The sequence below is a fragment of the Streptomyces sp. NPDC005820 genome, from assembly GCF_040630255.1.
Lineage (GTDB): Bacteria > Actinomycetota > Actinomycetes > Streptomycetales > Streptomycetaceae > Streptomyces.
The window spans coordinates 11872-33969 of sequence record NZ_JBEXXE010000017.1 but is presented as its reverse complement, the minus strand read 5'-3'; the positions used below and the strand labels follow the sequence as shown (position 1 = coordinate 33969).

Sequence of the window (22098 nt, the reverse complement as noted above, 5' to 3'; positions counted from 1 at the left end):
GAAATGAGCGAAACGCCCGACGGCTACCGTATCGACGTGACGTCGCCGTCCGGTGAGGACACCGCCGTCGCCGCCATCGACGCCTATGAGCTGCTCGACCGGCTCCCGTCCCTGCAGGCGGCCGTACTGGGCTCGGCCGCGCGCTCGCGGAGCGTGGGGACCGGAATGGAGCTCCCCGCCATGGAGGTCGGCGGCACCCTCTTCGACTCCGTCTTCCAGAGCGGGATCAAGGCTCTCTACCTGTCCAGCAGACAGAAGGCCCAGGAACACGGTCGGCGGCTGCGCATGGTCCTGCGGGTCCGTTCCCCGGAACTCGCCGCACTGCCCTGGGAGCTGCTCTACGACGAGAAGCTGGGCGGCTATCTGTGCCTGCACCACCCGGTGATCCGCCATGTGGAGATGCTGGAGCCGGTCGCTCCGCTGCGCGTCGAGCCGCCGTTGAGCATCCTCGGGATGGTGGCCCTGCCGGGTTCCCTCAGCCCGCTGGAGGCGGAGGCCGAACGGGAAGGACTGAGCACCGCGCTCAAGCCGCTCATCGACGAGGGGAGGGTGCGGCTCGACTGGGTGGCCGGCGGAACCAAGCACGATCTCTTCAACGCCCTGTTCTCCGGCTGTCACATCTTCCACTTCATCGGCCATGGAAAGTTCGACGATCAACGACGCGAGGGGATGCTCGTCTTCTCCGACGAGCAGGGCAGGGAGTCTCCGTTGCACGCGGAGGCGCTCGGCTCGCTCATCAGCGTCGCCGACCCCTCCCCGCGCCTCGTCGTGCTCAACAGCTGCGAGACGGGAACCTCCCACGCACGCGATCTGTTCTCCAGCACGGCGGCCAGGCTGGAGTACACGGTGCCGGCCGTGGTCGCCATGCAGTTCGCGGTGACCGACAAGGCGGCCGTGCTGTTCTCCCGGGCCTTCTACCAGGCGCTCGCGGCCAACCGGCCGGTCGACGAGGCGGTCCGCACGGGCCGTATCGCCCTGCGGGCCGACAAGGACGACAGCCTCGAGTGCTTCACGCCCGTCCTGTACCAGCGCAGTGGCGACGCCCGCCTGTTCGACTTCACGTCGCTGCGCAAACCCACACGCCCCCAGGACGTCGTCGACCAGATCAACAAGGAAGGGCACGACGGGCAGACCGACGAGCACCCGAAGACCGACCAGTCCGCCGAGCCCTCGCACGTCTCCCGGCCCCCCACGACTCACTCCGCTGATCTCACGCCCCGGCCGGAGATCGACACCGGGCACTGGGTGGTCAGCATGGCCGTCCATCCTTCCGGGCGGCTCCTCGCCACCGGCTCCCGCAAACTCGTGCGGGTCTGGGACGTGATCACCGGCCAGCCGACCTGGCAGCGCCGGCTCGGCGGGTGGAGCACGATGGTCAACGCGCTCGCCTTCAGTCCCGACGGCGACCGCCTGGCGAGCGGCAGCACGGACAATCTCGCCCGCGTCTGGGACATGACGTCCGAGGCCACCCCCCTCAAGTTCACCCACCGCCATTTCGTCAACACGGTGGCCCATGACCGGAGCGGGCGGCTCCTGGCCACCGGGAGCGCGGACGCCACCGCCTGCCTGTGGGATCTCGGCACGGGCAGCCGTGTCCTGACCCTGCACCATGCGCGGGCCGTCAAGTCCCTGGCGTTCAGCCCGGACGGGCGCCGCCTGCTCACGGGATCCGAGGACAGGAACGCCTACGTCTGGGACACGGAAACGGGGCGGCCGGAGGCACAGATCGAGCACCAGGACTTCGTCCTCGGTGTCGCCTACTCCCCGGACGGGCGGAAGGTCGCCACCTGCAGCCAGGACCGCACCGCCCAGGTCAGCGAGACGGAGACCTGGACCCCGCTCTGCCGCGTGGAGCACAAGGGCGGTCTGCGGGCGGTGGCCTTCAGCCCCGACAGCAGCATGATCGCCACCGGAAGCGAGGACGGAGCCGTCGGTGTGTGGTGGGCCGACTCGGGGCAGTCGCTGCTCGCCCTCAAGTACAACCGCTCGGTGAACGCCGTGGCGTTCTCGCCGGACGGCCGGTTCCTCGTCAGCGCGGGTGAGGACAAGATCGTGCACACGGTCCGCGTGCCCGGCACCCACCCCTGAGCACGTCCGTCAACGCAGCGAGGCTCCGTTCCCTCGCGGGAACAGAGCCTCAAAAGAACCGACGGATCGGCTTCACCGTCGGGACGACAGGATTTGAACCTGCGACCCCTTGACCCCCAGTCAAGTGCGCTACCAAGCTGCGCCACGTCCCGTTGCCCGTCTGACCTGGGGTTTCCCCTGGCCGAACGTGCATGGAAACAATACCGCACTCGGGTCGGTGGTCGCGCACCCGTTTCCGGCCGGGGCGGTTCAGTCGGTGGGCAGGCCCAGCTCCGGGTAGGCGTCGAGGAGGCGGGGCGGGGCGGCCTGGCGCCAGGAGTCGGCGAGGATGTCGCGCAGCTCGCCCTCGTCCTCGATGGCGGTGAGCCGGGCCCGCACCCAGGCGAACTGTGCCTCGTGGGCCGCGATCCAGAACTTCGCGGGCTCGGCGAGGACCAGTTCGTCCCGTTCCTCCTTGGGGCAGCGCACGGCGATGGACGTCTCGTCCTCGGGGAGCGTGGCGAACATCTTCCCCGCGACCCGGAACGTGGGCATGTTCCAGGCGACCTTCTCCGTGGTGTCCGGCAGGGCGAGGGCGATACGGCGTACGTCTTCGGCGTCGGGCATGCTCCGCACCGTAGCCGCTGCCACTGACAGTCAGCCCCTGGTGAGGTGTTTGTAGTACAGGGTGGTGGGGCGCAGGATCCCGGCCGGGTCCGCCGCGTAGTCGGGGATCACGCCCGCCCTGGTCCAGCCGGCGGTGCCGTAGAGGTGCTCGGCGGGGCTGTCGGTCTCGGTGTCCAGGTGGAGCAGGGTGATGCCGGCGGCGAGGGCGGCCTGCTCGGCGGTGGTGAGGAGGGCGCGGCCGAGGCCCTTGCCGCGGGCGTCGCGGTGGACCATGAGCTTGACGAGTTCGGCGCGGTGGCGGCTGTTGGGTTTGTCGGGGAAGGCGAGACTGACGGTGCCGATCACCCGGTCTCCGGTGTACGCCGCCCAGACCGCGAGGTGTCCGGCGTCGGCGCCCTCGGCCCGCTCCCGCCACCAGGCGAGGGCCTCGACGGTGTCCAGCGGTGCCAGGAAGCCGATCGAGGCGCCGCCGGCCACGGTGTCGACGAGCAGGGCGGCCAGCTCCTCGGCCGCGAGGACGAGATCGGCCCCGTCCAGGCGCCGTACGGTCGCTGTCACGGCAGCACCACCGCCAGCACATAGCGGACCGCGGTGTCGCCGACGCAGCGGAACCGGGTCGGGCCCCACACCCGAAGGCGCAGGCAGTCGCCCGAGTCGAGGTGGTGCTCGTCGTCCTGATCGGTCATGGCCAGGGCTCCTTCGAGGACCCAGATGTGCTGTTCGAGGCCGGGCACGGGCGGGCGGTCGTAGGCGATGTCGGCGCCCGGCGCGAGCCGTCCCTCGACGAGTTCGCCGCGCAGTCCGCGGTGCGGCGGGGACACGGACCGGCGTACGAAGCCGGCGTCGCGGTCCTGCCAGACCTGCTGGTCGGCGGCCCGCACCAGCAGCGCGGGCTCCGTCTCGACCTCGCTGAGCAGCTGGGACATCGTCCGCCCGTACACCGCGCACAGGCGGTTGAGCATCGAGGCCGTCGGACTGATCTCGGCCCGCTCGGCGCGGGACAGCGTCGAACGGCTCACCCCGCTGCGTTCCGCCACGTCTCCCAGGGACCAGCCGCGTTCGGCGCGCAGTGCGGCCAGGCGGGCGCCCAGCCGCGCATCGACGGCGTCCGGGGCCGCCTCCTCGGTTCGTTTCATATTCGGGAAGTTATCCCGGATATGAGACAGGCGGGTTACGGGCGGCTCACACCCGGGCCGCCTCCCGCAGGGCGTCCAGCACCGGCAGGATCAGCGGGTGCTCCTCCGCTCCACGCCGTACGGCGGCGAAGACGCGGCGGGTCGGGGCCGCGCCGTCTATCGGGCGGACCACGACACCGGTGAGGTCCATGCCGCGCAGGGCCGAGCGCGGGACGAGGGCCACGCCCGCGTCGGCGGAGGCGAGGGCGACGACCGCGCGGAAGTCGTCCGAGGAGTGTTCGAGCCGCGGCTGGAATCCGGCGTTCTCGCAGGCCAGGACGACCACGTCATGGCAGGGGTTGCCGGGGTAGGGGCCGATCCACGAGTCCTTGGCCAGCTCCGCGAGGGGGACTTCCGCGGCGTCGGCGAGGCGGTGGGTGACCGGGACGACCGCGTCGAAGGGCTCGGCGTACAGCGGGACGTGCGCGAGCCGGGGGTCGTCGGCGGCCGGGGCGCCCCGGTACTCGACGGCCACGGCCACGTCGACCTGCCGGTCGAGGACCATCGGCAGGCTGGCGTCCCCCTCGGCGTCCTGGACGCGGATCCTTATCCCGGGCGCGCTGCGGGCGAGCCGGGCCACCGCGGGCGCCACGACCAGGGCGATCCCGGTCGCGAAGGCGGCGACGGTGACCGTGCCGGCCTCCCCGGAGCTGTAGGCGGCCAGCTCCGCCTCGGCCCGCTCCAGCTGGGCGAGGACCGCGTGGGTGTGGCTGAGCAGGATCTCGCCGGCCGGGGTGAGCCGTACCCCCTTCGCGCCGCGCTCCACGAGACGGTGGCCGGTCTCCTGCTCCAGGGCGGCGAGCTGCTGGGAGACGGCGGAGGGGGTGAGGTACAGCGCGGCGGCAGCCGCCGTCACGGTGCGGTGGTCGGCCACCGCACGGAGGATGTGGAGCCGCCGCGCCTCGATCATGGGATCGATTATCGCAATATGTCGGGGCTCCTCAGCCCTCCAGTTCCGCGCGCGCCGCGACGAAGGCGTCCACCGCGCGGTTCACGTCGTCCGTGGAGTGCGCGGCCGACAGCTGGACCCGGATCCGGGCCTGCCCCTGCGGGACGACCGGGTAGGAGAAGCCGATCACGTACACCCCGCGCTCCAGCAGCAGTTCGGCCATCCGGCCCGCCTTCGCCGCGTCGCCGATCATCACGGGGGCGATGGCGTGGTCGCCGGGGAGGATGTCGAAGCCCTCCTCGGTCATCCGGCGGCGGAACAGGGCGGTGTTCTCCCTGAGCCGGACGCGCAGGTCGTCGGCGGACTCCAGCAGGTCGAGGACCTTCAGGGAGGCCGCCGCGATCACCGGGGCGAGGGTGTTGGAGAACAGGTACGGGCGGGAGCGCTGCCGCAGCAGGGCCACGATCTCCGCGCGGGCGGCGACATAGCCGCCCGAGGCGCCGCCGAGCGCCTTGCCGAGGGTGCCGGTGATGATGTCGACGCGGTCCATCACGCCGTGCAGTTCGGGGGTGCCGCGCCCGCCGGGGCCGACGAAGCCGACCGCGTGGGAGTCGTCCACCATGACCATCGCGTCGTAGCGGTCGGCGAGGTCGCAGATCTCGCGCAGCGGCGCCACATAGCCGTCCATGGAGAAGACCCCGTCGGTGACGACCAGCCGGCGGCGCGCGCCGGACGCCTCCTTCAACTGCCGCTCCAGGTCCTCCAGATCACGGTTGGCGTACCGGAAGCGGCGGGCCTTGGACAGCCGGATGCCGTCGATGATCGAGGCGTGGTTGAGGGCGTCGGAGATCACCGCGTCCTCGGGGCCGAGCAGCGTCTCGAAGACACCGCCGTTGGCGTCGAAGCAGGAGGAGTACAGGATCGTGTCCTCCTGGCCGAGGAACGCCGACAGCCGGGCCTCCAGCTCCTTGTGCACCTCCTGCGTGCCGCAGATGAAGCGCACGGACGCCATGCCGTAGCCCCAGCGGTCCAGCGCCGCGTGGGCGGCGGCGACGACCTCGGGGTGGTCGGCGAGGCCGAGGTAGTTGTTGGCGCAGAAGTTCAGGACCTCACCGGGACGGCCGCCCGCGGTGACGGCGACGGTCGCCGACTGCGGGGTGCCGATCACCCGCTCGGGCTTGTGCAGTCCGGCGGCGCGGATCTCGTCGAGGGTGGTGCGCAGGTCGTCGCGCACGGAGTCGAACATGGGGAAGCTCCTCAAGTGCCTTCGCCGAAAGGGGGGTTACGCGGTCCAGTCGAGGATGACCTTGCCGCCGCGGCCGCTCGCCGCGTCGGCGAACGCCGCCTCGAAGTCGCGGTACCCGTACCGGCCGGTGATCACGGGGGCGAGGTCGAGGCCGCCCTCCAGCAGGACCGACATCGCGTACCAGGTCTCGAACATCTCCCGGCCGTAGATGCCCTTGATGGTGATCATCGAGGTGACGATCCGGGCCCAGTCGACCGGGAACTCCTCCGCCGGCAGCCCCAGCATGGCGATCCGGCCGCCGTGGGTCATGTTGGCGATCATGTCGCGCAGGGCCGCGGGGCGGCCGGACATCTCCAGGCCGATGTCGAAGCCCTCGCGCAGCCCGAGCTCGCGCTGGCCGTCGGCGATGGAGGAGCGGGAGACGTCGAGGGCGAGGCTCGCGCCGATCTTGCGGCCCAGCTCCAGGCGCTCCTCGCTCACGTCGGTGATCACGACGTTGCGGGCGCCGGCGTGCCGGGCGACGGCGGCGGCCATCAGACCGATCGGGCCGGCGCCGGTGATGAGCACGTCCTCGCCGACCAGCGGGAAGGACAGCGCGGTGTGCACGGCGTTGCCGAACGGGTCGAAGATCGCGGCCACGTCGAGGTCCACGGGGACCCGGTGCACCCAGACGTTCGACGCGGGCAGCACGACGTACTCCGCGAAGGCGCCGTCGCGGCCGACGCCGAGGCCGACGGTGGCCCGGCACAGATGGCGGCGCCCGGCGAGACAGTTGCGGCACTTGCCGCACACGAGGTGCCCCTCGCCGCTCACCCGGTCGCCGACGGCGATGTCGGTGACGTCCCGCCCCGTCTCGACGACCTCGCCGACGAACTCATGACCGAGGACCAGCGGGGTGCTGATCGTCTGCTGCGCCCAGCCGTCCCAGGCCCGGATGTGCAGATCGGTGCCGCAGATGCCGGTCCGCTGCACCTTGATCAGTACGTCACCGGGGCCGGCCTCGGGCTCCGGGACGTCCCGGAGCCACAGCCCGGGCTCCGCCTTCTCCTTGACCAGCGCCTTCAAGCTGCGGCTCCTGTGGTGAGGCCCGGGAGGCGCACGGGCAGGCCGCGGCGCCCCGCTGCCGGGGAGGGGGGTGGATTCGCTCAGCAATCTGCCGCATGCCACCGGCCCCGGTCCATCGAGCTTTTCTTAAGCGGAGCAACAGCTTTCCTTCACGCCCTGATCCTGGGTCCCCCCGACACACCCCGCTAGGCCGGTGGAGTGCCCGTCTCCAGTCGTACGACGAGGTCGGCGGCCGTCGCCTTGATGGTCTCCAGGCCGGAGGTGCCCCAGCGCCGGGGGGCGAGGTCGGCGACGCACACCGTGCCGAGGACCGTGCCGGTCGTGTCGATGAGCGGCGCGCCGAGGTAGGAGCGGACACCGTACTCGTCGACGACCGGGTTGCCCGCGAAGCGCGGGTAGTCGCCGACGTCCTCCAGGACCAGCGCCTTGCGCCGGACGGCGACGTGCGGGCAGTAGCCGTACTCGCGCGGCAGCCGCCGGCCCACCTCGGGCTTTCCGCCCCGGGCCGCCTCTCCCCCCGCCGGGGTGTGCAGCCCCGCGAAGAACTGCCCTTCCTCCCGGAGGAAGTTGACCATGGCGTAGGCGGCGCCGGTCAGCGCGGCGAGACGCTCGGCGTAGGTGTCCAGGGCGGGCTCCGGCCACTCCCCGAGGCCGAGTCGGCGCAGCCTCAGGGTGCGGGCGGGGGCGTCCCTGTCCTCCGGGGTGAGCAGCAGGCGACCGGCCGGGCGGGGCGGGTCGTAGCTCATGGGCGTGCTCCGGGCCGGCGGGTTCGGTCTCGGGGGGCGTCGGGGGCGTGGGGGACGTCGGGGACGTCGTAGGGCATGTGCGGCTCCATGACGGGGGTGCGGGGGTCACATGGTGGCGCCGCGGCTCGGCTGGGGTGCCGCCGGTGCGTGGGCGATGAGGTGCCGGACGAGGGTGAGCAGGGTCTGCACGCCGGAGGCGGAGATCCGGGCGTCGCAGCGCACGATGGGGATGTCCGGGTCCAGGTCGATGGCGGCGCGCACCTCCTCGGGGTCGTAGCGGTGGGAGCCGTCGAACTCGTTGATCGCGACGATGAAGCCGAGGCCGCGCTCCTCGAAGAAGTCGACGGCCGCGAAGCACTCCTCGAGGCGGCGGGTGTCGGCGAGGATGACCGCGCCGAGGGCGCCCTCGGACAGTTCGTCCCACATGAACCAGAACCGCTCCTGCCCGGGCGTGCCGAACAGGTACAGCACGTGCTGCGGGTCCAGGCTGATGCGGCCGAAGTCCATGGCGACGGTCGTCTCGACCTTGTTCTCGATGCCGTCGAGGTTGTCGGTCGCGGCGCCGACCGTGGTGAGCAGCTCCTCGGTGCTGAGCGGGGCGATCTCGCTCACGGCGCCGACGAAGGTGGTCTTGCCGACCCCGAAGCCGCCCGCGACCAGGATCTTCAGCGCGGTCGGAAAAGGGTCGGCGCGGCCGTCGTCATAGCCCTTGTCGTAGCCCTCGTACGCCTCTCGCGAGTCGTACTCGTCGCTCTCAGAGCTGTCGTCGTAGTCCATCGAGCACTGCCTCCAGTAGGGCCCGGTCGGTGGGGTTGTGGTGGAACTCGGGGGGCTTGGTGGTCAGGGCCCCGCAGTCGACGAGGTCCGACAGGAGGACCTTGGTGACCGCCGCCGGCAGCTTCAGATGGGCGGCGACCTCGGCGACCGGGACGGGGGCCCGGCACAGGTCGAGGGCCTGGGCGTGCTCGGGGCCGAGGTAGCCGAGGGGTCTCGCGCCGGTGGCCATCACCTGGGACATGAGGTCGAGGGCGACGGTGGGCTCGGTGCGCCCGTTGCTGACCGTGAACGGGCGCACCAGCCGTCCGGCCGCGTCGTCGAGCCAGGGCCCGTCGCCGGCCGCCGCCACGCTCAAGTTCCCGTCACCGACGCATCGACGGCGTGCTGCCGGGGCGCGGTCGTCAGATACGGCCGCACGCTCTTCACGAGCATCGCCATCTCGTAGCCGAGGACGGCGGCGTCGGCCTCCCGGCCGGCGAGCACGGCGAGACAGGTCCCGGAACCGGCGGTGGTGACGAACAGCAGCGTCGAGTCGAGTTCGACGACGACCTGCCGTACGTCCCCGCCGTCGCCGAAGCGGACGCCCGCGCTGCGGCCGAGGGAGTACAGGCCGGAGGCCAGGGCGGCCATGTGGTCGGCGCTGTCGGCGTCGAGACCGTGGACCGATTTCACCAGTCCGTCGCAGGAGAGCAGCACGGCGCTGGTGGTGTGCGGTACGCGCTGCACGAGGCCGCTCATCAGCCAGTCGAGATCGGATACCTGGGCGGTCGGCGCATCGCTCGCCATGGTGGATCGACTCCTTGGGGTACGAAGGTCTGCGGGAGCGCTGGGGGTGGGGGTACCGCTCATCCGGCGGGGGCGCTCCCGTCGTGCCGGGGGGTGGGGTGGTCGGAACCGGAGCCGGGAGCCTGCGCGGGCCCGGCCGTCAGTCCGTCCCGCACGCCGTACGCCTGGGGGGCGGCGGAGGCGTGTGCGGAGGGCGCCTCGGTTATCCGGGGCGGGACGACGGGGGGCGGCGCGGAGGCGGCGGACCGGTCCGAGGTGGTCGTGGGGTTCACGGTGGGGTGGTGGGACCGGTCCGGGGCGGGCGTGGAGCCCGGGGTGGTGCGGTGGGGCCGGTCGAAGGGGCCGGGCTCCGGGTAGGCGCTGCGCTCCAGGGCCTCCCACTCCGGGAACGGCACGGCCGACTCCAGCACCTCCGCCTCCAGGCTCTGCTGGGCCTCGGCGAGGCCGATGCCCCGCTGGAAGGCGGCCATCAGACCGGGGTCGTGGCCGACGGGCTGCTCGACGTCCGGACGGGGGGCCGGGCCACCGCGCAGCTGGGGCGCGATGTGCTCCTGGGCGCGGCGCCGGGGCAGCTGCGGCTTGCCCATGGTGCCGCGCACGGCCCCCGAGCGCGGGACGGGTGCGATGCCCGCGTTCTCCTCCACGACCCCCCGGTCGGCCCGCCGGATGCCGGGCACGGCCTCGGCGGGGTTGGGCCGGTCCTGCCGGGCTCCGCGCACGGGCAGCGGCACGGGGCCGTCCGGGGAACCGGCGCCCCGGCTGTGATCGGGGGCCGACCGGAGCAGGGGGTCGGGAACCGCTCCCCCTGCTCCGGTACGGCCCACCGGCCTCCCGCCGATGAAGCCGACCTGCCCACCGGGCTCCACCGCCCTGCCTGCGGCGGCGTTGTCCCCGGTGGGTCCGGGGTGCGCGGACGCGGTCGAGAGGGGTCCTTCGGCGATGGGCCCGGCGTAAGGCGAGGCAACCGGGCGGGTCGCTTCGGTGCCGGGCCTGGCGTGCGCGGTCGAACGGTCCGCTTCGGTGGTGGGTCCGGGGTACGGGGCCCCGGTCGAGGGGGTCGCTCCGGCGGTGGGCCCGGGGTGCGCGGACGCGGTCGAGCCGATCGCCTCGGTAATGGGCCCGGGGTACGCAGAGGCGACGGAGCGGGTCGCTCCGGTGTTGGACCCGGGGTGCGCGGACGCCGTGGGGTCGGCCGAGTCGGTGCCGGTGTGGAGGAGGCGGTCCGGTACGCGGGAGCCCTGGGTGTCGGAGGTGCCCCGGGTGTGCGGTGGGGTGGTGGGCGGGTGGCCCGTGGCGGCGGTGGTGGTCTGCGGCCGTGGGGGCGCCGGGAGGCGCTCCGTGGCGCCCGTGTCCTCCGGCTGCGCGGGGGCAGGTCGGCGCGGTGCCGGGCCGACCTGCCCCCGCGAGGGAGCCGGCCGGCGCCCGGTGCCCGGCCCCTCCGGCCGGTGTGCCGTACCGGCGCCCTGGCGAGGCAGTTGCCGCGAACGGCCGGCGTCGGCGGTGTCCCGGCGGTCGTCGCCGGGGGCGGCGTTCGGGGCGGGGGCGGCGTTCGGGGCCGGGGTGGCCAGGGGATCACGCGCCGGTACGACGGCTCCGGCGGCGCCTCCCAGCAGGGCCTGCGGGACGACGAGTACGGCCTGGACACCGCCGTAGATGTTGGACTGGAGTCGGACCCGGATGCCGTGCCGACGGGCGAGCTGGGAGACGACGTACAGGCCGATGCGGCCGTCGGCCAGCAGGCGGCCGACGTTGACCTGGTCGGGGTCGGCGAGCAGCGCGTTCATCCGGGCCTGCTCCTCGACCGGCATGCCGAGGCCGCGGTCCTCGACCTCGACGGCCAGCCCCGAGGTGCAGAGGTTGGCGCGCAGCAGCACCTGGGTGTGCGGCGCGGAGAACACCGTGGCGTTCTCGACGAGTTCGGCGAGGAGATGGATGACGTCGGCGACGGCGTGCCCGCGCAGTTCGCCGTCGATCGGCGGCACCAGCTTGACCCGGGAGTACTGCTCGACCTCGGCGATGGCGGAGCGCAGCACCTCGGTCATGGAGACGGGGTTGCTCCACTGCCGACGGGAGACGGCCCCGCCGAGGACGGCGAGGTTCTCGGCGTGGCGGCGGATGCGGGTGGCGAGATGGTCGACGTGGAAGAGGCCCTTGAGCAGTTCGGGGTCCTCGATCTCGTTCTCCAGCTCGTCGAGGATCGAGATCTCGCGGTGCACGAGGGACTGAAGCCGTCGCGCGAGGTTGACGAAGACCTCCAGTTTCTGTTCGCTGCCGGCCTGGCTGGACAGCCGGGAGGCCTGCACGACGGCCGTGACGGCGCCGTCGTGTGCGCGGGCGAGGTCGGCGGCGAGCAGTTCGAAGTCGTCGGCGTCGCCGGGCGGCCCGCCGCGCGACCTGCGCCGCTCCGGGGCCTCGCCGCGGCGCAGCGACTCGACGAGCGCGCGCAGGTCGGCCTCGCCGCGGGCGCTGCTGCGGCGCAGGGCGGCGAGGCGGTCGCTGACGGAGCGGGCGGCGCGGTCGGCGGCGACGGCCGCGACGAGGATGCCGACGCCGGTGACCGCGACCGCGCCGGCCAGGACGGCCCACAGGACGGGGCCGGGCCGGGTGCCGGTGGAGCGCACGGTGAACAGGACGACCGCGCAGGCGCTGAGCGCGACGGCGGTCGGCGGCAGCACGGCGAGACGCAGCAACTGGGGCCGTATGTGCGTCTCGGCCGGCGCGGGTGCGGTGCGGGCTACCGGTCGTCCGTGCCGCCCGCCCTCACGGCGGTCTGCACGTGCGGCCGGTGCGCGGAGGTGAGACATCGGGGTCCTCGTGCTGGGTCCATGGGCCTGGTCGACCACTCACAGTAGTCGCCCGCGCATCATGTGCGGCGGGCAGTTGACAAACTCCCCCAGGGAGCTTCGCCCTGTGGTATGAGCGGTCGCACAGAAGGCCGATAAGCCCAGAATTCACCCGTTCACCAATGGCACCGAAGAAGTAAGGGAACGATCAGCATCCGTCAGAAATGGTCACGGTGAGTGATGTTCTCCCGGCCGTTCTCAGCGCTCCAGTTCCTGGAGCAGCTGCTCGACCGCGCCGGCCCAGGTCCGCTTCGCGGCCAGCATCTCGCGGGCCTTCGCGGCGTGGACGAACGCGGCGTCCAACTCACCGAGCACCCGGACGATCGCGTCCCGCCATCGCTGGACGTCCTGGTCGTCGTACCGCCGGCCCAGCACCGGCACGACCATCCGGTGGATCATCTCGGGCTCGTCGGTCAGCAGTTCCTCCACCAGCCGCCCCAGTCCGCTGGCACCGCTGATCACGGCCGGCGTGCCCGACACGACGGCTTCCAGTCCGGCCAGGCCGAACCCCTCGACCCGTGAGGGCATCAGGACCAGGCTGGCCAGGCGCAGGTCGTCCCGGACCATCTCCACGTCGTCGGTGAAGATCCGCGGCGTCACCTTGACCTTCGGAGAGTCGGCCAGCTCCTCCAGATCGTTCTTCAGCTTCCTGCCGTCCCCGATGCGCGCCCCACGGGCCAGGATCTCCACGGCACGGTGCGACGTCGCCTCGCCGGCCATGGCCGCGCCGACCGCCCGCGCCGCCAGGTCGATCCCCTTGATGCCGTCGTCGGAGAGCCGCCCGAAGACCAGGATCTTCGGTGTGTGCGGGGGTCTGGTCCGGGCTTCCGCGACGGAGCCGTCCGGGGCGTCGAACCCGGGGTCGAAACGTACGACCCTGCCCAGGCCCCGCTTTCCGTGCACCCGGGCGTCGAACCACTCGTACAGCGTCGGCCCGACGCAGGCCACCAGGCTCGCGCCGCGCGCCAGGTCCTCCTCCTCCCGGACCCGGTTCTCCGACACGACGGCCGGGTCCTCCTTGGCGCCTTCCGGTGTGTCGGGGTCGTCGGGCTTGTGGAAGGGGGTGTCGTCGGCGGACATGTGGATGAAGTGGATCCGCGCGGCCCCCGGGAAATGCTCCTGCATCACGCGCGCGTACCGGCCGGTGACCCGGCTGTGGCCGATGACGACGTCGGGTGTCACCCCGCCGGGCAGGGCGGGGCGGTACATGAGTGCGTCCTCGCGCCGCCCGCCCGGGGTCACGGGCGCGGCGATCAGACGGACCCCGTGCCGCTCGGCGTCCTCCCTCTCCCGCGGTGAGGGGTCGGGCACCAGGCAGTACACCTCGACCCTCCTCGCCTTCGACACCGCCAGCGCGATGCAGAGATACCGGTTGAGCGCGCTGAGCCCACCGCGCGCCGGCAGCCACTCGTCGGCGACCGCCAGCACGCGCGTCACCGCCGGACCACCACCCGCCACCGCACCGGCCCCGGTCGCGCGCGGCCCGGCCCCGTCCGGCTCCACGCCCTCCCGCCACGCCCCGCCGTTCCACACCATCGGCGCGCTGGACCACTCGACGCCGAGGGCGGCCCCCAGCAGGGCGGCGGCCTCGGCCGGGGTGTCGCTGTCGATCGCGGCCACCGCACCGGTCTCGGGGTTGTTCACCTCGACGCGCACCGAGACGCCCGGCCCCAGCGGCGCCGCCCCCAGCCACCGGACGACCTCCCGGGACATCCGGCCGAGGTCCTCGGAGCCCGCGTCCGCGGGTGCGCCGAAGAAGTTGATCACGACCGCTGTGACGGCGCGCCCGCCTTCCCCGTCCGCGGTCGGTCCGCGGTGCCCCAGGTCGAGGCCGGGTACCGCGGGCAGCCCGCGGCTCCGCAGGCGGTCGAGGAGTACTTCGCGCGCGTGGAGGTCCACGTCCGCGGCGAACTGGACGATCAGGGACGTGCTTTCGCCACCGGCCATGTCCCGATGATGGCAGAGAACACCGCCTTTCCCCGTGCGGCCCGGGCCGGCCGTGGTTGCATGGCCGGGTGGCGCCGACACCGGGAACCCCGTTCCTCGCACAGCTGTTGTCACCGGACCTCGCGTTCCGCCCGCCTCCCGCCCCCGGCTCCGACCGCGGGGCGGCCGGCCACCCCCCGGAGCCGGACCTCATGCAGCGGGCGGCGCGGGCGGCGGCCGGGCTGCACTCCCTCGGCCGGTGGGGTGAACTCGCCGAGTTCTACGCCGATCTCGCCGACGCCGAGTGGAAGGGCGGCCGGCACCGGCGGAGTCTGCGGCTGCTGCTGGCGGCCCGCGCGGGTGCCGTACGGGCGGGCGACGACGCCCGGACGCTGAGCATCACGAGTCTGCTCGCCATGCGCCACCGGCTGCGCGAGGGCTTCGGGGTGGCCGAGCTCTGGAACCGGTCCCAACTGGCGTCCCCGCTGGAGGAGTCGACGGCGAGGGCGCACGCGGTCGCCTGGCGGGAGCTGGCCACGCTGCGGGACCTGGACGGCGAGTACCAGCAGGGTGTCGCCCACTGCGATCGGGCCCTGGCGGTGTGCCGCGCGTTCCGACAGTGTCCCGGGATGGTCCTGGTCGAGGTGCAGTCCCTGCTCGAACGCAGCCTCGCCGAACGGCTGTCGGGGCGGCTGGACCTGGCGCTCGCCACCCTGGCCGAGGCGCGCGAGCTGGCCGAGGCGTCCGGACCCGAGGTCAACGACCTCACCCACGGTCTGATCGCGGTGCGCCAGGCCAGACTTCAGGTCATGACCGGCGATCCGGAGGCCGGGCTGGCGGCCTATCTGCGTGCCGAGGCCCGTTTCACCGGGGTCAGCGCCGACAACCTCATGATCACCCGGATCTCGCGGATCGCCTGTCTGGCGATGCTGGGCCGGACCGGGGAGGCGCTGGAGCTGGCGGACCGGCTCGCCGAGGAGTGCGAGTCGGCCGGTGAGCGGTCCCGGCTCGGGCAGATCCTGCTGGAGCGGGCCGAGATCCAGTACACCGTCGGCGACTTCGTGGGCGCGCAGGCCACGGCGCGCCGGGCCGGCCAGGTCCAGGAGGGCGACGACACGCTGGAGGCGCTGCGCTGGCGGCGCCATCTCGCGCGGGCTCTGCTCGCCTCGGGCGGGGACCAGGGCGAGGCCGCCGCCCAGCTGAGCGCCGTCCTCACGGCGGCCTGCCGGCCCGACCGCCGTGATCTGGCCCGGACCTGGCAGGCACTCCATGACGCGCTGCTGGTGTCCGACGAGTCCGTGCTGCCCGCCGACGTGTGGTTCGCGGCCGGGCGTGGTGCCCTGACCGGCGCGGAACTCCAGCGCGATCTGCTGAGCGAGCCCCAGGCGCGGTGGGGTGTGCACGCGGAGCGCGAGGAGGTGTACGCCTCGGCGATCCGGATGCACGCGGCGGTGGCGCAACACGAGGCCGTGGCCCAGGTGATGGAGCTGGGCAGGGCGGACGTGCTCAACCGGATCCTGGCCGACGGGCCGCGGGAGGGGACCGGCCCGCTGACCGCTCTGCCGCTGCTGCCCCCGCCGGCGGACGAGGAACTCCTGGACGATCTGTTCGCACTCGGTTCCGCGGTGGCCGAGGTGCTGGCGGGTGGCGGGTCCGAGCAGGCGGCCGAGGTTCTTCCGCTGCCGGGCGAACTGCCGTCGGCGGACGCCCTGGACGGCCTCGGGGACGTGGTCGTCCTGGTGCAGCTGGGCCACAGCCGGCAGGGCTGGTGGTCGGCGACGGCGGTACGGGAACGGGGCGGTCGCTGGACGACGACCGTACGGCCGGTGCCCGAGCGGCTCGACGGGTGGATCGGGCGGCTGGCCGCGGGCGAGCCGCTGCCGCCGCGAGGGGTGGGCCGTGCCGCGTGGCGGGCGCTGGGCGAGGTGCTCCTGCCGTCGCCGGAGGTCTGGCAGGGCACCGCCGAGCGGCCCCGGTCGGTCGTGATCTGCCCCGATCCTCGTCTGTGGCACGTGCCGTACCCCGCGCTGCTGCGGGACGACACGGCCCTGGTCGACGTGGCGGAGGTGACGTTGACGCCGAGTCTGCGCACGCTGTGTCTGGTGCGTGACCGGGCCGGGCGGGCGCCGGGTCCGGGGGGACCGGCCGTCAGTCTCCTGGACGGCGGACTTCCGGGGCACGCCGGTGAGCGGGCCGCGCTGGACGCCTGGCCCGGCGCGCACCGCCCGCTCGGGGACCTGGCCGCCGTGGCCGGGGCGCCCGATGCCGCCCTGCTGTACGTCAGCGGGCACGGGGCCGCCCCGGGCGACTCGGTGCTCGGCCCGTCCGGGGTCACGCTGGACGGGCTCGCCGTCCTTCCGCTGCCCGGCCTGCTGATGCTCGTGGGCTGCTGGAGCGCCACCGCGGCCAGCCGCTACGGCCGGGACCCGCTCAGTCTCGCCGTGGGCGGGCTGCTCGGGGGCGCCCGGACGGTCGTCGCCGGCATCGGCCGGATCGGCGAACAGGCGGCCGCCCGGATCGGCGCGGAGGTCCTGCGGTACGTCGCGGAGGGCGCCCCCGTCCGGTCGGCGGTCCGGCTCGCGTCCCGCGCCCTGCGCGACCGTCACCCCGAGCTCGGCCCGTACGACTGGGCGGGGTTGTGTGTGATGGGGGCCGGCGACTGAGCGGGCTCAGACGTCCGGTGCCGGTCGCACGGCGGGCCGGGGCGTGAACGCCGTGGCCGAGACGTCCCGGGCGAGGACCGCCTCCTGGGCGCCGTACGTGGAGATCGACTCGACCCGCAGCACCAGGCAGAAGCGTTCCATGCTCGCGAGCCGCCGGGACAGCTCCCGGTGGGAGCGCCGCAGATAGACCATCGCCGCGTGGTTGGTGACGGCAGTCTGGCCGCAGATCACGAAGACCGGCCGGGTCGCGGACGCCGGACGGAACTTGGCGACCAGGACGTGCTCGCGCCGTCTGCGCTCGCACGGGAAGGTCTCCCCGCCCACGACGAAGGCCATGGAGTCGTCCCTGTCGCTGAAGGGCCGGACGTCGACTCCCGGCAGGTACTGCTCCAGGTGCCCCGCCGTGCGGACGTTGGATCCGTTCTCCGGTCCGCCGATGCAGAACTCGACGCTGGGCCCGTTGCTGTCGCGGAATTCGCCGCTGACCCGCATCGACACCTCGCAGCCCAGCTCCCGTGCCAGGACGACGGCCTCCACCATGGCCTGCACGTCGTGGTGGGCGGCCGTGCGGGGCCGGTCCCACTTGTGGTTCATGACGACGATGCAGGTCTCCCCCGGTCTCATGCCGAAGAAGCGGGCCTTGCCGTACAGGGCGCGGGCGTTGCGGCCACGCTGCCAGAGCCAGACCAGCACGGCGCTGATCATGCTGGTGACCAGTCCGATCCCGACGTTCAGCGTGACGTCCCCCACCGCCGGCCCCCTCCGTCGGTCCCCCGCGTGCCGGCCTCCCGGCAGCGCCCGCGGCACCCCGGGAGGTCGCGGGCCGGTTCATTCTCCCAACCCGGGCCGCCGCCCGCCAGACCGCTCCAGGCCGGTGAACAGCCGGGGCCGTCCGCCTCGCGAGGCCTGGACCGCGGGGTCGAACACCGGCGCGAGGGCCCGGGTCAGACGGTCGAGCCAATCCTGCGCCCCGCCCCGTATCCACGGGTGCTCCTCGCGCAGGGCCGCCCAGTCGATCCGCCAGTGGGCCATGGCCCGCGGGCCGAAGGCGTCGGCTTCCGGGCCCAGGGTGCGGCGCAGGACCTTGCGCAGCAGTCGTGGCGAGAGCCGGGTGTCCGGGGCTTCGGCGAGCAGGACCGCGTCGTAGAGGTCCTTGCCCTGTGCCCGGCCCTGCCCCGCGTGGTCGGTGTGCAGCCACAGCAGCTTCCAGGCCAGGGAGAGTTCGCGGCTGACGGTCCGTACGGGGACGAGGGTGCCGTCGCCCCGGGGGACCGCCGTCCAGACCGGGGCCTCGGGGAGGACTTCGTCGCGGCAGAAGTCCAGCTGCACCCGGCCCGGCGGCAGCCCGTCCGCGCGCCAGGGGATGGCCAGGCGGACGCCCGGGGTGTCGTACTCCGCGTAGGTCCAGGTGCCGTCCTCGTCCGCGCCGTCCGGGGCGAGCAGCACTCCGGGGGCCGCGCGCGGGGACTCGCGGACCCGGTCCAGCAGGTCGTGGTAGGGAGGGCTCGGTTCGGCGTTGTCCGGTTCGTCGAGCATCCAGTGCAGGCCCTCGGGCGCCAGGAGCGGGCGCCGGCCGTCGGTGTGGAACTCCTCCGGTGTCCACATCTCGTAGCGGGCGGCGCCGTCCGCGGCCTCCGGCCACTGCTGAAGGACGTCGACGCCGTCCACGTACGGATAGGGGTGCAGGGGGTCGACGAGCACCTCGTCCTCCAGCACCACCCAGTCGAGGTCGGCGGGTTCGCGGGCCGTGTCCCCGGCCCAGGCGGGCATGGTCATGCTGCCGCGCAGCACGAGGGACGCGCTCCAGGGGGCCTCCGCGACGAGTGTGAGGACATGGTCGAGGGCGGCGCGGTGGGCCGCGCGCTCCTGCGGGTTCACCGGGGGCCGCCGAGGGAGGCCGCGGGGGCGGGTTCGTGGATCCAGCCGGCGTCCAGCGCGGGGTTGTCGTCGTACACGACGAACTCCTCCTCGGTCTCGACGATCCGGTGGCCCGCGTCCGTGAGGGCCGCGGTCAGGGCGTCGAGACGACGCCGGGCCTCGAAGCGGCCGACGCCCCGGCAGCGCTGGGTGACGAAGCGCTCGTGGTGGTCCGCGTCCAGGGCACGGCGGGCGTTGCGGGACAGGTGCGCCGCATGGCGTTCGGCCAGTTCGCGTACGGCCCTCAGGCGGGCCGGGGCGTCGGTCAGGACCAGTTTGACGTGATGCTCGAAGTAGCAGTGCTCGCCGGGCAGGGCGGCGGCCTGCACGCGGGTGAGGGGGACGTCGGCGTTCCACGGGGAGGCCTCTATCTTCAGCCTGGTCACGTCGAATCCGTCCCGGCGCAGCAGGTCCGTCCACTCCCGCGCCGCCGTGCGCTGTGCGGCCAGGGTGCCGCGGCCCCGGCCGGTGAGCATGGGCTGGTCCGGGCTCGCGCCCCGGTCCAGCACGATCCGGGTGTACTTCATCCCGTGCCGCCGCGCCCAGCGCGGCAGGGCGTCGTCGGGGGCGCCGCGGGCTCCGGGGCGGATCGTCAGATGGGACTCGAAGTCCCCCGCGAAGGCCGGTGCCGGGCGGCCGGCCTCGTCTTGTCCGTTCACGGCGGGCGACGCTAGCAACAGGCACTGACATCGCCACCGGAGCGGCACGACGGACCGGACCGGGAAGACACCGGCTTCCCGCACGCGTCCCGGCCCGGCCTCAATCCGCACCGGCGTCCCGCGCGCGGCCCACCCCTCCCCGTCCGCGTCGTCGTCAGCGTCAGCGGTCTCCCGCGAAGTCGAGGTCGTCCTCGCGGGGCTCGGGCTCGGCGGCCGCCGTGCTCGGCTCGGGCGTGAGCCACGGTCGGGGGAGCGGGCCGGCGACGGTCGTCCACCACGCGTCCGTGGGGAGCTTGTCCGCGGGCTCGAAGGGCTCGCCGGGCCGCGGGGTCGCGACGGGCTGGCCGGCCGCCTCGCCCGCGTCCTTCGTCCACTGGCCGGGCTCCGCCCACGCGTGCGTGGCGAGGTTGAAGGTGCCCCAGTGGATGGGCAGGAGGACGCCGCCCGGCTCGCCGCCCTGGAGGTCGAGGTGTGCGCGCACGCCCTCCTCCGGCGTCATGTGGATGTCGGGCCAGAAGTCCGAGTACGCGCCGATCTGGATCATCGTGGCGTCGAACGGGCCGTGCTCGGCGCCGATGTCCCGGAAGCCCTCGAAGTAGCCGGTGTCGCCGCTGTGGTAGATCCGGTGCTCCTCGCCGGCGACCACCCAGGAGGCCCACAGGGTGTGCTGGGTGTTGCGCAGGCCGCGGCCGCAGAAGTGGCGGGCCGGGGTGGCGGTGAGGGTGAGGCCGCCGACCTTGGTCGCCTCGTGCCAGTCCAGCTCGCGCAGCCGGTCCGCGGAGACGCCCCAGTGCTCCAGATGGGCGCCGACGCCGAGCGGCACCGCGAACAGGGTGTCGGTGCCGGCCAGCGCCTTGATCGTGGGCAGGTCCAGGTGGTCGTAGTGGTCGTGGGAGATGACGACGACGTCGACCGGGCCCAGCGCGGCCAGCGGCAGCGGCACCGGGTGCAGCCGCTTGGGTCCGGCGAAGGAGAACGGGGAGCAGCGCTCGCCCCAGACGGGGTCGAACAGCACCCGCTGCCCGTCGATCTCCGCGAGGACGCTGGAATGGCCCATCCAGGTCAGCCTGAGGCCCGTGACGGGCGGCTTGGCGAGGTCGGCGAGGGTCGTGGCGTGCACGGGGACCGTGCCGGAGGGGGCGCGGCGGGGCCGCTGCTCCTTGTCGAAGTAGACCTTGGCGAAGTCCAGCGCCGAAGCCGAGGGACGGATGCGGGTGAGGCCGCCGGGGTTCTGGAAGACGCCGTCCTTGAAGTGGGGGGATCTGCGGATGCGCGCCATGCGCTCACCGCTCGGGTCCGCGCCGAAGCCCTCGGGCTGCAGTGCGCGGAGCCCGGAGCTCAGGAAACGGAAACCGGACACGGTACCTCCAGGTGGAGTCGCTGAGGCATTCCATTATGGTCGCCACCTCCGACAGCGCGTTGACAGCCCGTGCCCAGCCTCCCGATACTGACCCACTGTTCAGTAGCGGTCGTCCTGATCCGTCCGAGGAGTCCCCATGCCCGCCGCCCCCCTGTTGTCCCTCACCTGGACGGACGACGTCACCGGCCGCCGCGGCCATCTGGTGGTCGACCGGCTGGTGCGCGGGGTGTGCAGCGGCGGTCTGCGGATGCGGGAGGGCTGCACCCTGGAGGAGGTGACGGGCCTCGCGCGCGGAATGAGCCTCAAGGAGGCGCTGCACTACGACCCCGCGGCGCGGTACGTCCCCCTGGGCGGCGCCAAGGGCGGCATCGACTGCGATCCCCGGGACCCGGAGGCGTACGGCCTGCTGGTCCGCTATCTGCGGGCGGTACGGCCGTACGTGGAGAGCTGCTGGACCACCGGCGAGGACCTGGGGCTGAGTCAGGACCTGGTGGACCGGGCGGCCGCCGAGGTGGGGCTGGTCTCGTCCGTGCAGGCCGTGTATCCGCTGCTCGACGACGAGACGGCGGCCCGCGCACGGCTCGCGGACGCCTTCGCGGTCGAGGTGGACGGCATCGGGCTGGACGAGCTGGTCGGCGGCTGCGGGGTCGCCGAGTCGGTGCTGACCGCCCTGGACCGGGCCGGGGCGCCGTACACGGGGACACGCGTCGCGCTCCAGGGGCTCGGCACCATGGGCGGCGCCACGGCGCGGTTCCTCACGCGCGCGGGGCTGACGGTCGTGGCCGTCGCCGACGTCAAGGGCACGATCGCCAACCCGGACGGGCTGGACGTGGAGGCGCTGCTCGCGGCGCGGGACGCCCACGGCACGGTGGACCGTGCGGCGCTGCGGTCCGGCGACCGCGAACTGCCGGGCGACGCCTGGCTGTCGGCCGAGGCGGAGGTGCTGGTGCCGGCGGCGGTGTCGTACGCGATCGGCGCCGCGGAGCAGGGGCGGATCACGGCCCGCTGGATCGCCGAGGCGGCCAACATGCCGGTGCTGCCGGAGGCGGAGGCGTCGCTGCACGCGCGCGGGGTGACGGTACTGCCGGACGTGGTGGTCAACTCCGGGACGAACGCCTGGTGGTGGTGGACGCTGTTCGGGGACGTCGGCGCGGACGCGGACGAGGCGTTCGGGTACACCCGCCGTTCGATGCGCGCCTTGGTGGAGCTGGTCCTGGCCCGCGCCGAGGCGGACGGGACGACGCCGCGGGCCGCCGCGCACGCGGTCGCGGCGGAGCGGCTGCAGGTGATCGCGGAACGGTTCGGCAGCCACCGCTGAGGAAGTCGGCGCAGGTCGAGCGGGCTCTGCGGAC

Annotated in this window: 19 protein-coding genes and 1 tRNA gene; 3 read left to right on the top strand and 17 right to left on the bottom strand. The window is 73.6% G+C overall.

The window, feature by feature from the left end; translation table 11 throughout:
* Window positions 1–3: 3 nt before the first annotated feature.
* Window positions 4–2088, top strand: coding sequence for a CHAT domain-containing protein (locus tag ABZ464_RS21750; protein ID WP_359279265.1), 2085 nt, complete (start codon window positions 4–6; stop codon window positions 2086–2088).
* A 78-nt stretch (window positions 2089–2166) separates the two neighbouring features.
* Here ABZ464_RS21750 and ABZ464_RS21745 read toward each other — a convergent pair.
* The 13 genes from ABZ464_RS21745 to ABZ464_RS21685 form a co-directional block, all read right to left on the bottom strand.
* Window positions 2167–2240 (bottom strand) — tRNA-Pro (locus tag ABZ464_RS21745).
* Window positions 2241–2337: 97 nt separating this feature from the next.
* Complete coding sequence (locus ABZ464_RS21740; RefSeq protein ID WP_359279264.1) at window positions 2338–2694, bottom strand: MmcQ/YjbR family DNA-binding protein; 357 nt, start codon at window positions 2692–2694, stop codon at window positions 2338–2340.
* A gap of 30 nt (window positions 2695–2724) precedes the next feature.
* Window positions 2725–3252, bottom strand: coding sequence for a GNAT family N-acetyltransferase (locus ABZ464_RS21735; RefSeq protein WP_359279263.1), 528 nt, complete (start codon window positions 3250–3252; stop codon window positions 2725–2727).
* Window positions 3249–3830: an XRE family transcriptional regulator gene (locus ABZ464_RS21730; protein ID WP_359279262.1), complete on the bottom strand. Its 582-nt coding sequence runs from the start codon at window positions 3828–3830 to the stop codon at window positions 3249–3251. The genes ABZ464_RS21735 and ABZ464_RS21730 overlap by 4 nt, the downstream gene beginning before the upstream one ends.
* 46 nt (window positions 3831–3876) lie before the next feature.
* Window positions 3877–4779: a LysR family transcriptional regulator gene (locus ABZ464_RS21725; protein WP_359279261.1), complete on the bottom strand. Its 903-nt coding sequence runs from the start codon at window positions 4777–4779 to the stop codon at window positions 3877–3879.
* A gap of 31 nt (window positions 4780–4810) precedes the next feature.
* On the bottom strand, window positions 4811–6004 hold the full coding sequence (locus tag ABZ464_RS21720) for a glycine C-acetyltransferase (protein ID WP_359279260.1): 1194 nt from the start codon (window positions 6002–6004) through the stop codon (window positions 4811–4813).
* A gap of 36 nt (window positions 6005–6040) precedes the next feature.
* Window positions 6041–7069 (bottom strand): L-threonine 3-dehydrogenase, encoded by a 1029-nt coding sequence (tdh, locus tag ABZ464_RS21715; RefSeq protein ID WP_359279259.1) that lies wholly within the window; start codon window positions 7067–7069, stop codon window positions 6041–6043.
* Window positions 7070–7254: 185 nt separating this feature from the next.
* Window positions 7255–7815, bottom strand: a complete 561-nt coding sequence (locus tag ABZ464_RS21710; RefSeq protein WP_359279258.1) for a GAF domain-containing protein — start codon at window positions 7813–7815, stop codon at window positions 7255–7257.
* Window positions 7816–7920: 105 nt separating this feature from the next.
* Window positions 7921–8592, bottom strand: a complete 672-nt coding sequence (locus ABZ464_RS21705) for an ATP/GTP-binding protein (RefSeq protein ID WP_359279257.1) — start codon at window positions 8590–8592, stop codon at window positions 7921–7923.
* Window positions 8570–8941, bottom strand: coding sequence for a DUF742 domain-containing protein (locus tag ABZ464_RS21700; protein ID WP_359279256.1), 372 nt, complete (start codon window positions 8939–8941; stop codon window positions 8570–8572). Before ABZ464_RS21700 ends, ABZ464_RS21705 begins: the two co-directional genes overlap by 23 nt.
* A 2-nt stretch (window positions 8942–8943) precedes the next feature.
* Window positions 8944–9378: a roadblock/LC7 domain-containing protein gene (locus ABZ464_RS21695; protein WP_359279255.1), complete on the bottom strand. Its 435-nt coding sequence runs from the start codon at window positions 9376–9378 to the stop codon at window positions 8944–8946.
* A gap of 59 nt (window positions 9379–9437) precedes the next feature.
* Complete coding sequence (locus ABZ464_RS21690; RefSeq protein ID WP_359279254.1) at window positions 9438–12182, bottom strand: ATP-binding protein; 2745 nt, start codon at window positions 12180–12182, stop codon at window positions 9438–9440.
* Between the two features lie 237 nt (window positions 12183–12419).
* Window positions 12420–14168 carry a glycosyltransferase family 4 protein gene (locus ABZ464_RS21685; RefSeq protein WP_359279253.1) on the bottom strand — a complete coding sequence of 583 codons (1749 nt, stop codon included), beginning with the start codon at window positions 14166–14168 and terminating at the stop codon, window positions 12420–12422.
* A gap of 68 nt (window positions 14169–14236) precedes the next feature.
* Between ABZ464_RS21685 and ABZ464_RS21680 the strand changes: the two genes are divergently transcribed.
* Window positions 14237–16810: a CHAT domain-containing protein gene (locus ABZ464_RS21680; RefSeq protein ID WP_359279252.1), complete on the top strand. Its 2574-nt coding sequence runs from the start codon at window positions 14237–14239 to the stop codon at window positions 16808–16810.
* A 6-nt stretch (window positions 16811–16816) separates the two neighbouring features.
* On the opposite strand, the gene ABZ464_RS21675 is transcribed toward ABZ464_RS21680, so the two are convergent.
* From ABZ464_RS21675 to ABZ464_RS21660, 4 genes are all read right to left on the bottom strand, one after another.
* Window positions 16817–17560, bottom strand: a complete 744-nt coding sequence (locus ABZ464_RS21675) for a hypothetical protein (RefSeq protein WP_359279251.1) — start codon at window positions 17558–17560, stop codon at window positions 16817–16819.
* A gap of 78 nt (window positions 17561–17638) precedes the next feature.
* Window positions 17639–18688, bottom strand: coding sequence for a nucleotidyl transferase AbiEii/AbiGii toxin family protein (locus tag ABZ464_RS21670; protein ID WP_359279250.1), 1050 nt, complete (start codon window positions 18686–18688; stop codon window positions 17639–17641).
* Complete coding sequence (locus ABZ464_RS21665) at window positions 18685–19386, bottom strand: hypothetical protein (protein ID WP_359279249.1); 702 nt, start codon at window positions 19384–19386, stop codon at window positions 18685–18687. The genes ABZ464_RS21670 and ABZ464_RS21665 overlap by 4 nt, the downstream gene beginning before the upstream one ends.
* Window positions 19387–19546: 160 nt before the next feature.
* Window positions 19547–20746, bottom strand: a complete 1200-nt coding sequence (locus tag ABZ464_RS21660) for an MBL fold metallo-hydrolase (RefSeq protein ID WP_359279248.1) — start codon at window positions 20744–20746, stop codon at window positions 19547–19549.
* Between the two features lie 136 nt (window positions 20747–20882).
* On the opposite strand from ABZ464_RS21660, the gene ABZ464_RS21655 reads away from it, so the two are divergent.
* Window positions 20883–22064 (top strand): Glu/Leu/Phe/Val dehydrogenase dimerization domain-containing protein, encoded by a 1182-nt coding sequence (locus ABZ464_RS21655; RefSeq protein ID WP_359279247.1) that lies wholly within the window; start codon window positions 20883–20885, stop codon window positions 22062–22064.
* The last annotated feature ends 34 nt before the right edge of the window (window positions 22065–22098 follow it).

What these genes read in the sequence shown, in the direction of transcription:
- ABZ464_RS21730 (WP_359279262.1), bottom strand. Translation starts at nt 3,830, where the DNA reads ATGAAACGAACCGAGGAGGCGGCCCCGGACGCCGTCGATGCGCGGCTG.
- ABZ464_RS21705 (WP_359279257.1), bottom strand. Translation starts at nt 8,592, where the DNA reads ATGGACTACGACGACAGCTCTGAGAGCGACGAGTACGACTCGCGAGAG.
- ABZ464_RS21710 (WP_359279258.1), bottom strand. Translation starts at nt 7,815, where the DNA reads ATGAGCTACGACCCGCCCCGCCCGGCCGGTCGCCTGCTGCTCACCCCG.
- ABZ464_RS21690 (WP_359279254.1), bottom strand. Translation starts at nt 12,182, where the DNA reads ATGTCTCACCTCCGCGCACCGGCCGCACGTGCAGACCGCCGTGAGGGC.
- ABZ464_RS21720 (WP_359279260.1), bottom strand. Translation starts at nt 6,004, where the DNA reads ATGTTCGACTCCGTGCGCGACGACCTGCGCACCACCCTCGACGAGATC.
- ABZ464_RS21695 (WP_359279255.1), bottom strand. Translation starts at nt 9,378, where the DNA reads ATGGCGAGCGATGCGCCGACCGCCCAGGTATCCGATCTCGACTGGCTG.
- ABZ464_RS21685 (WP_359279253.1), bottom strand. Translation starts at nt 14,168, where the DNA reads ATGGCCGGTGGCGAAAGCACGTCCCTGATCGTCCAGTTCGCCGCGGAC.
- ABZ464_RS21725 (WP_359279261.1), bottom strand. Translation starts at nt 4,779, where the DNA reads ATGATCGAGGCGCGGCGGCTCCACATCCTCCGTGCGGTGGCCGACCAC.
- ABZ464_RS21655 (WP_359279247.1), top strand. Translation starts at nt 20,883, where the DNA reads ATGCCCGCCGCCCCCCTGTTGTCCCTCACCTGGACGGACGACGTCACC.
- ABZ464_RS21740 (WP_359279264.1), bottom strand. Translation starts at nt 2,694, where the DNA reads ATGCCCGACGCCGAAGACGTACGCCGTATCGCCCTCGCCCTGCCGGAC.
- ABZ464_RS21750 (WP_359279265.1), top strand. Translation starts at nt 4, where the DNA reads ATGAGCGAAACGCCCGACGGCTACCGTATCGACGTGACGTCGCCGTCC.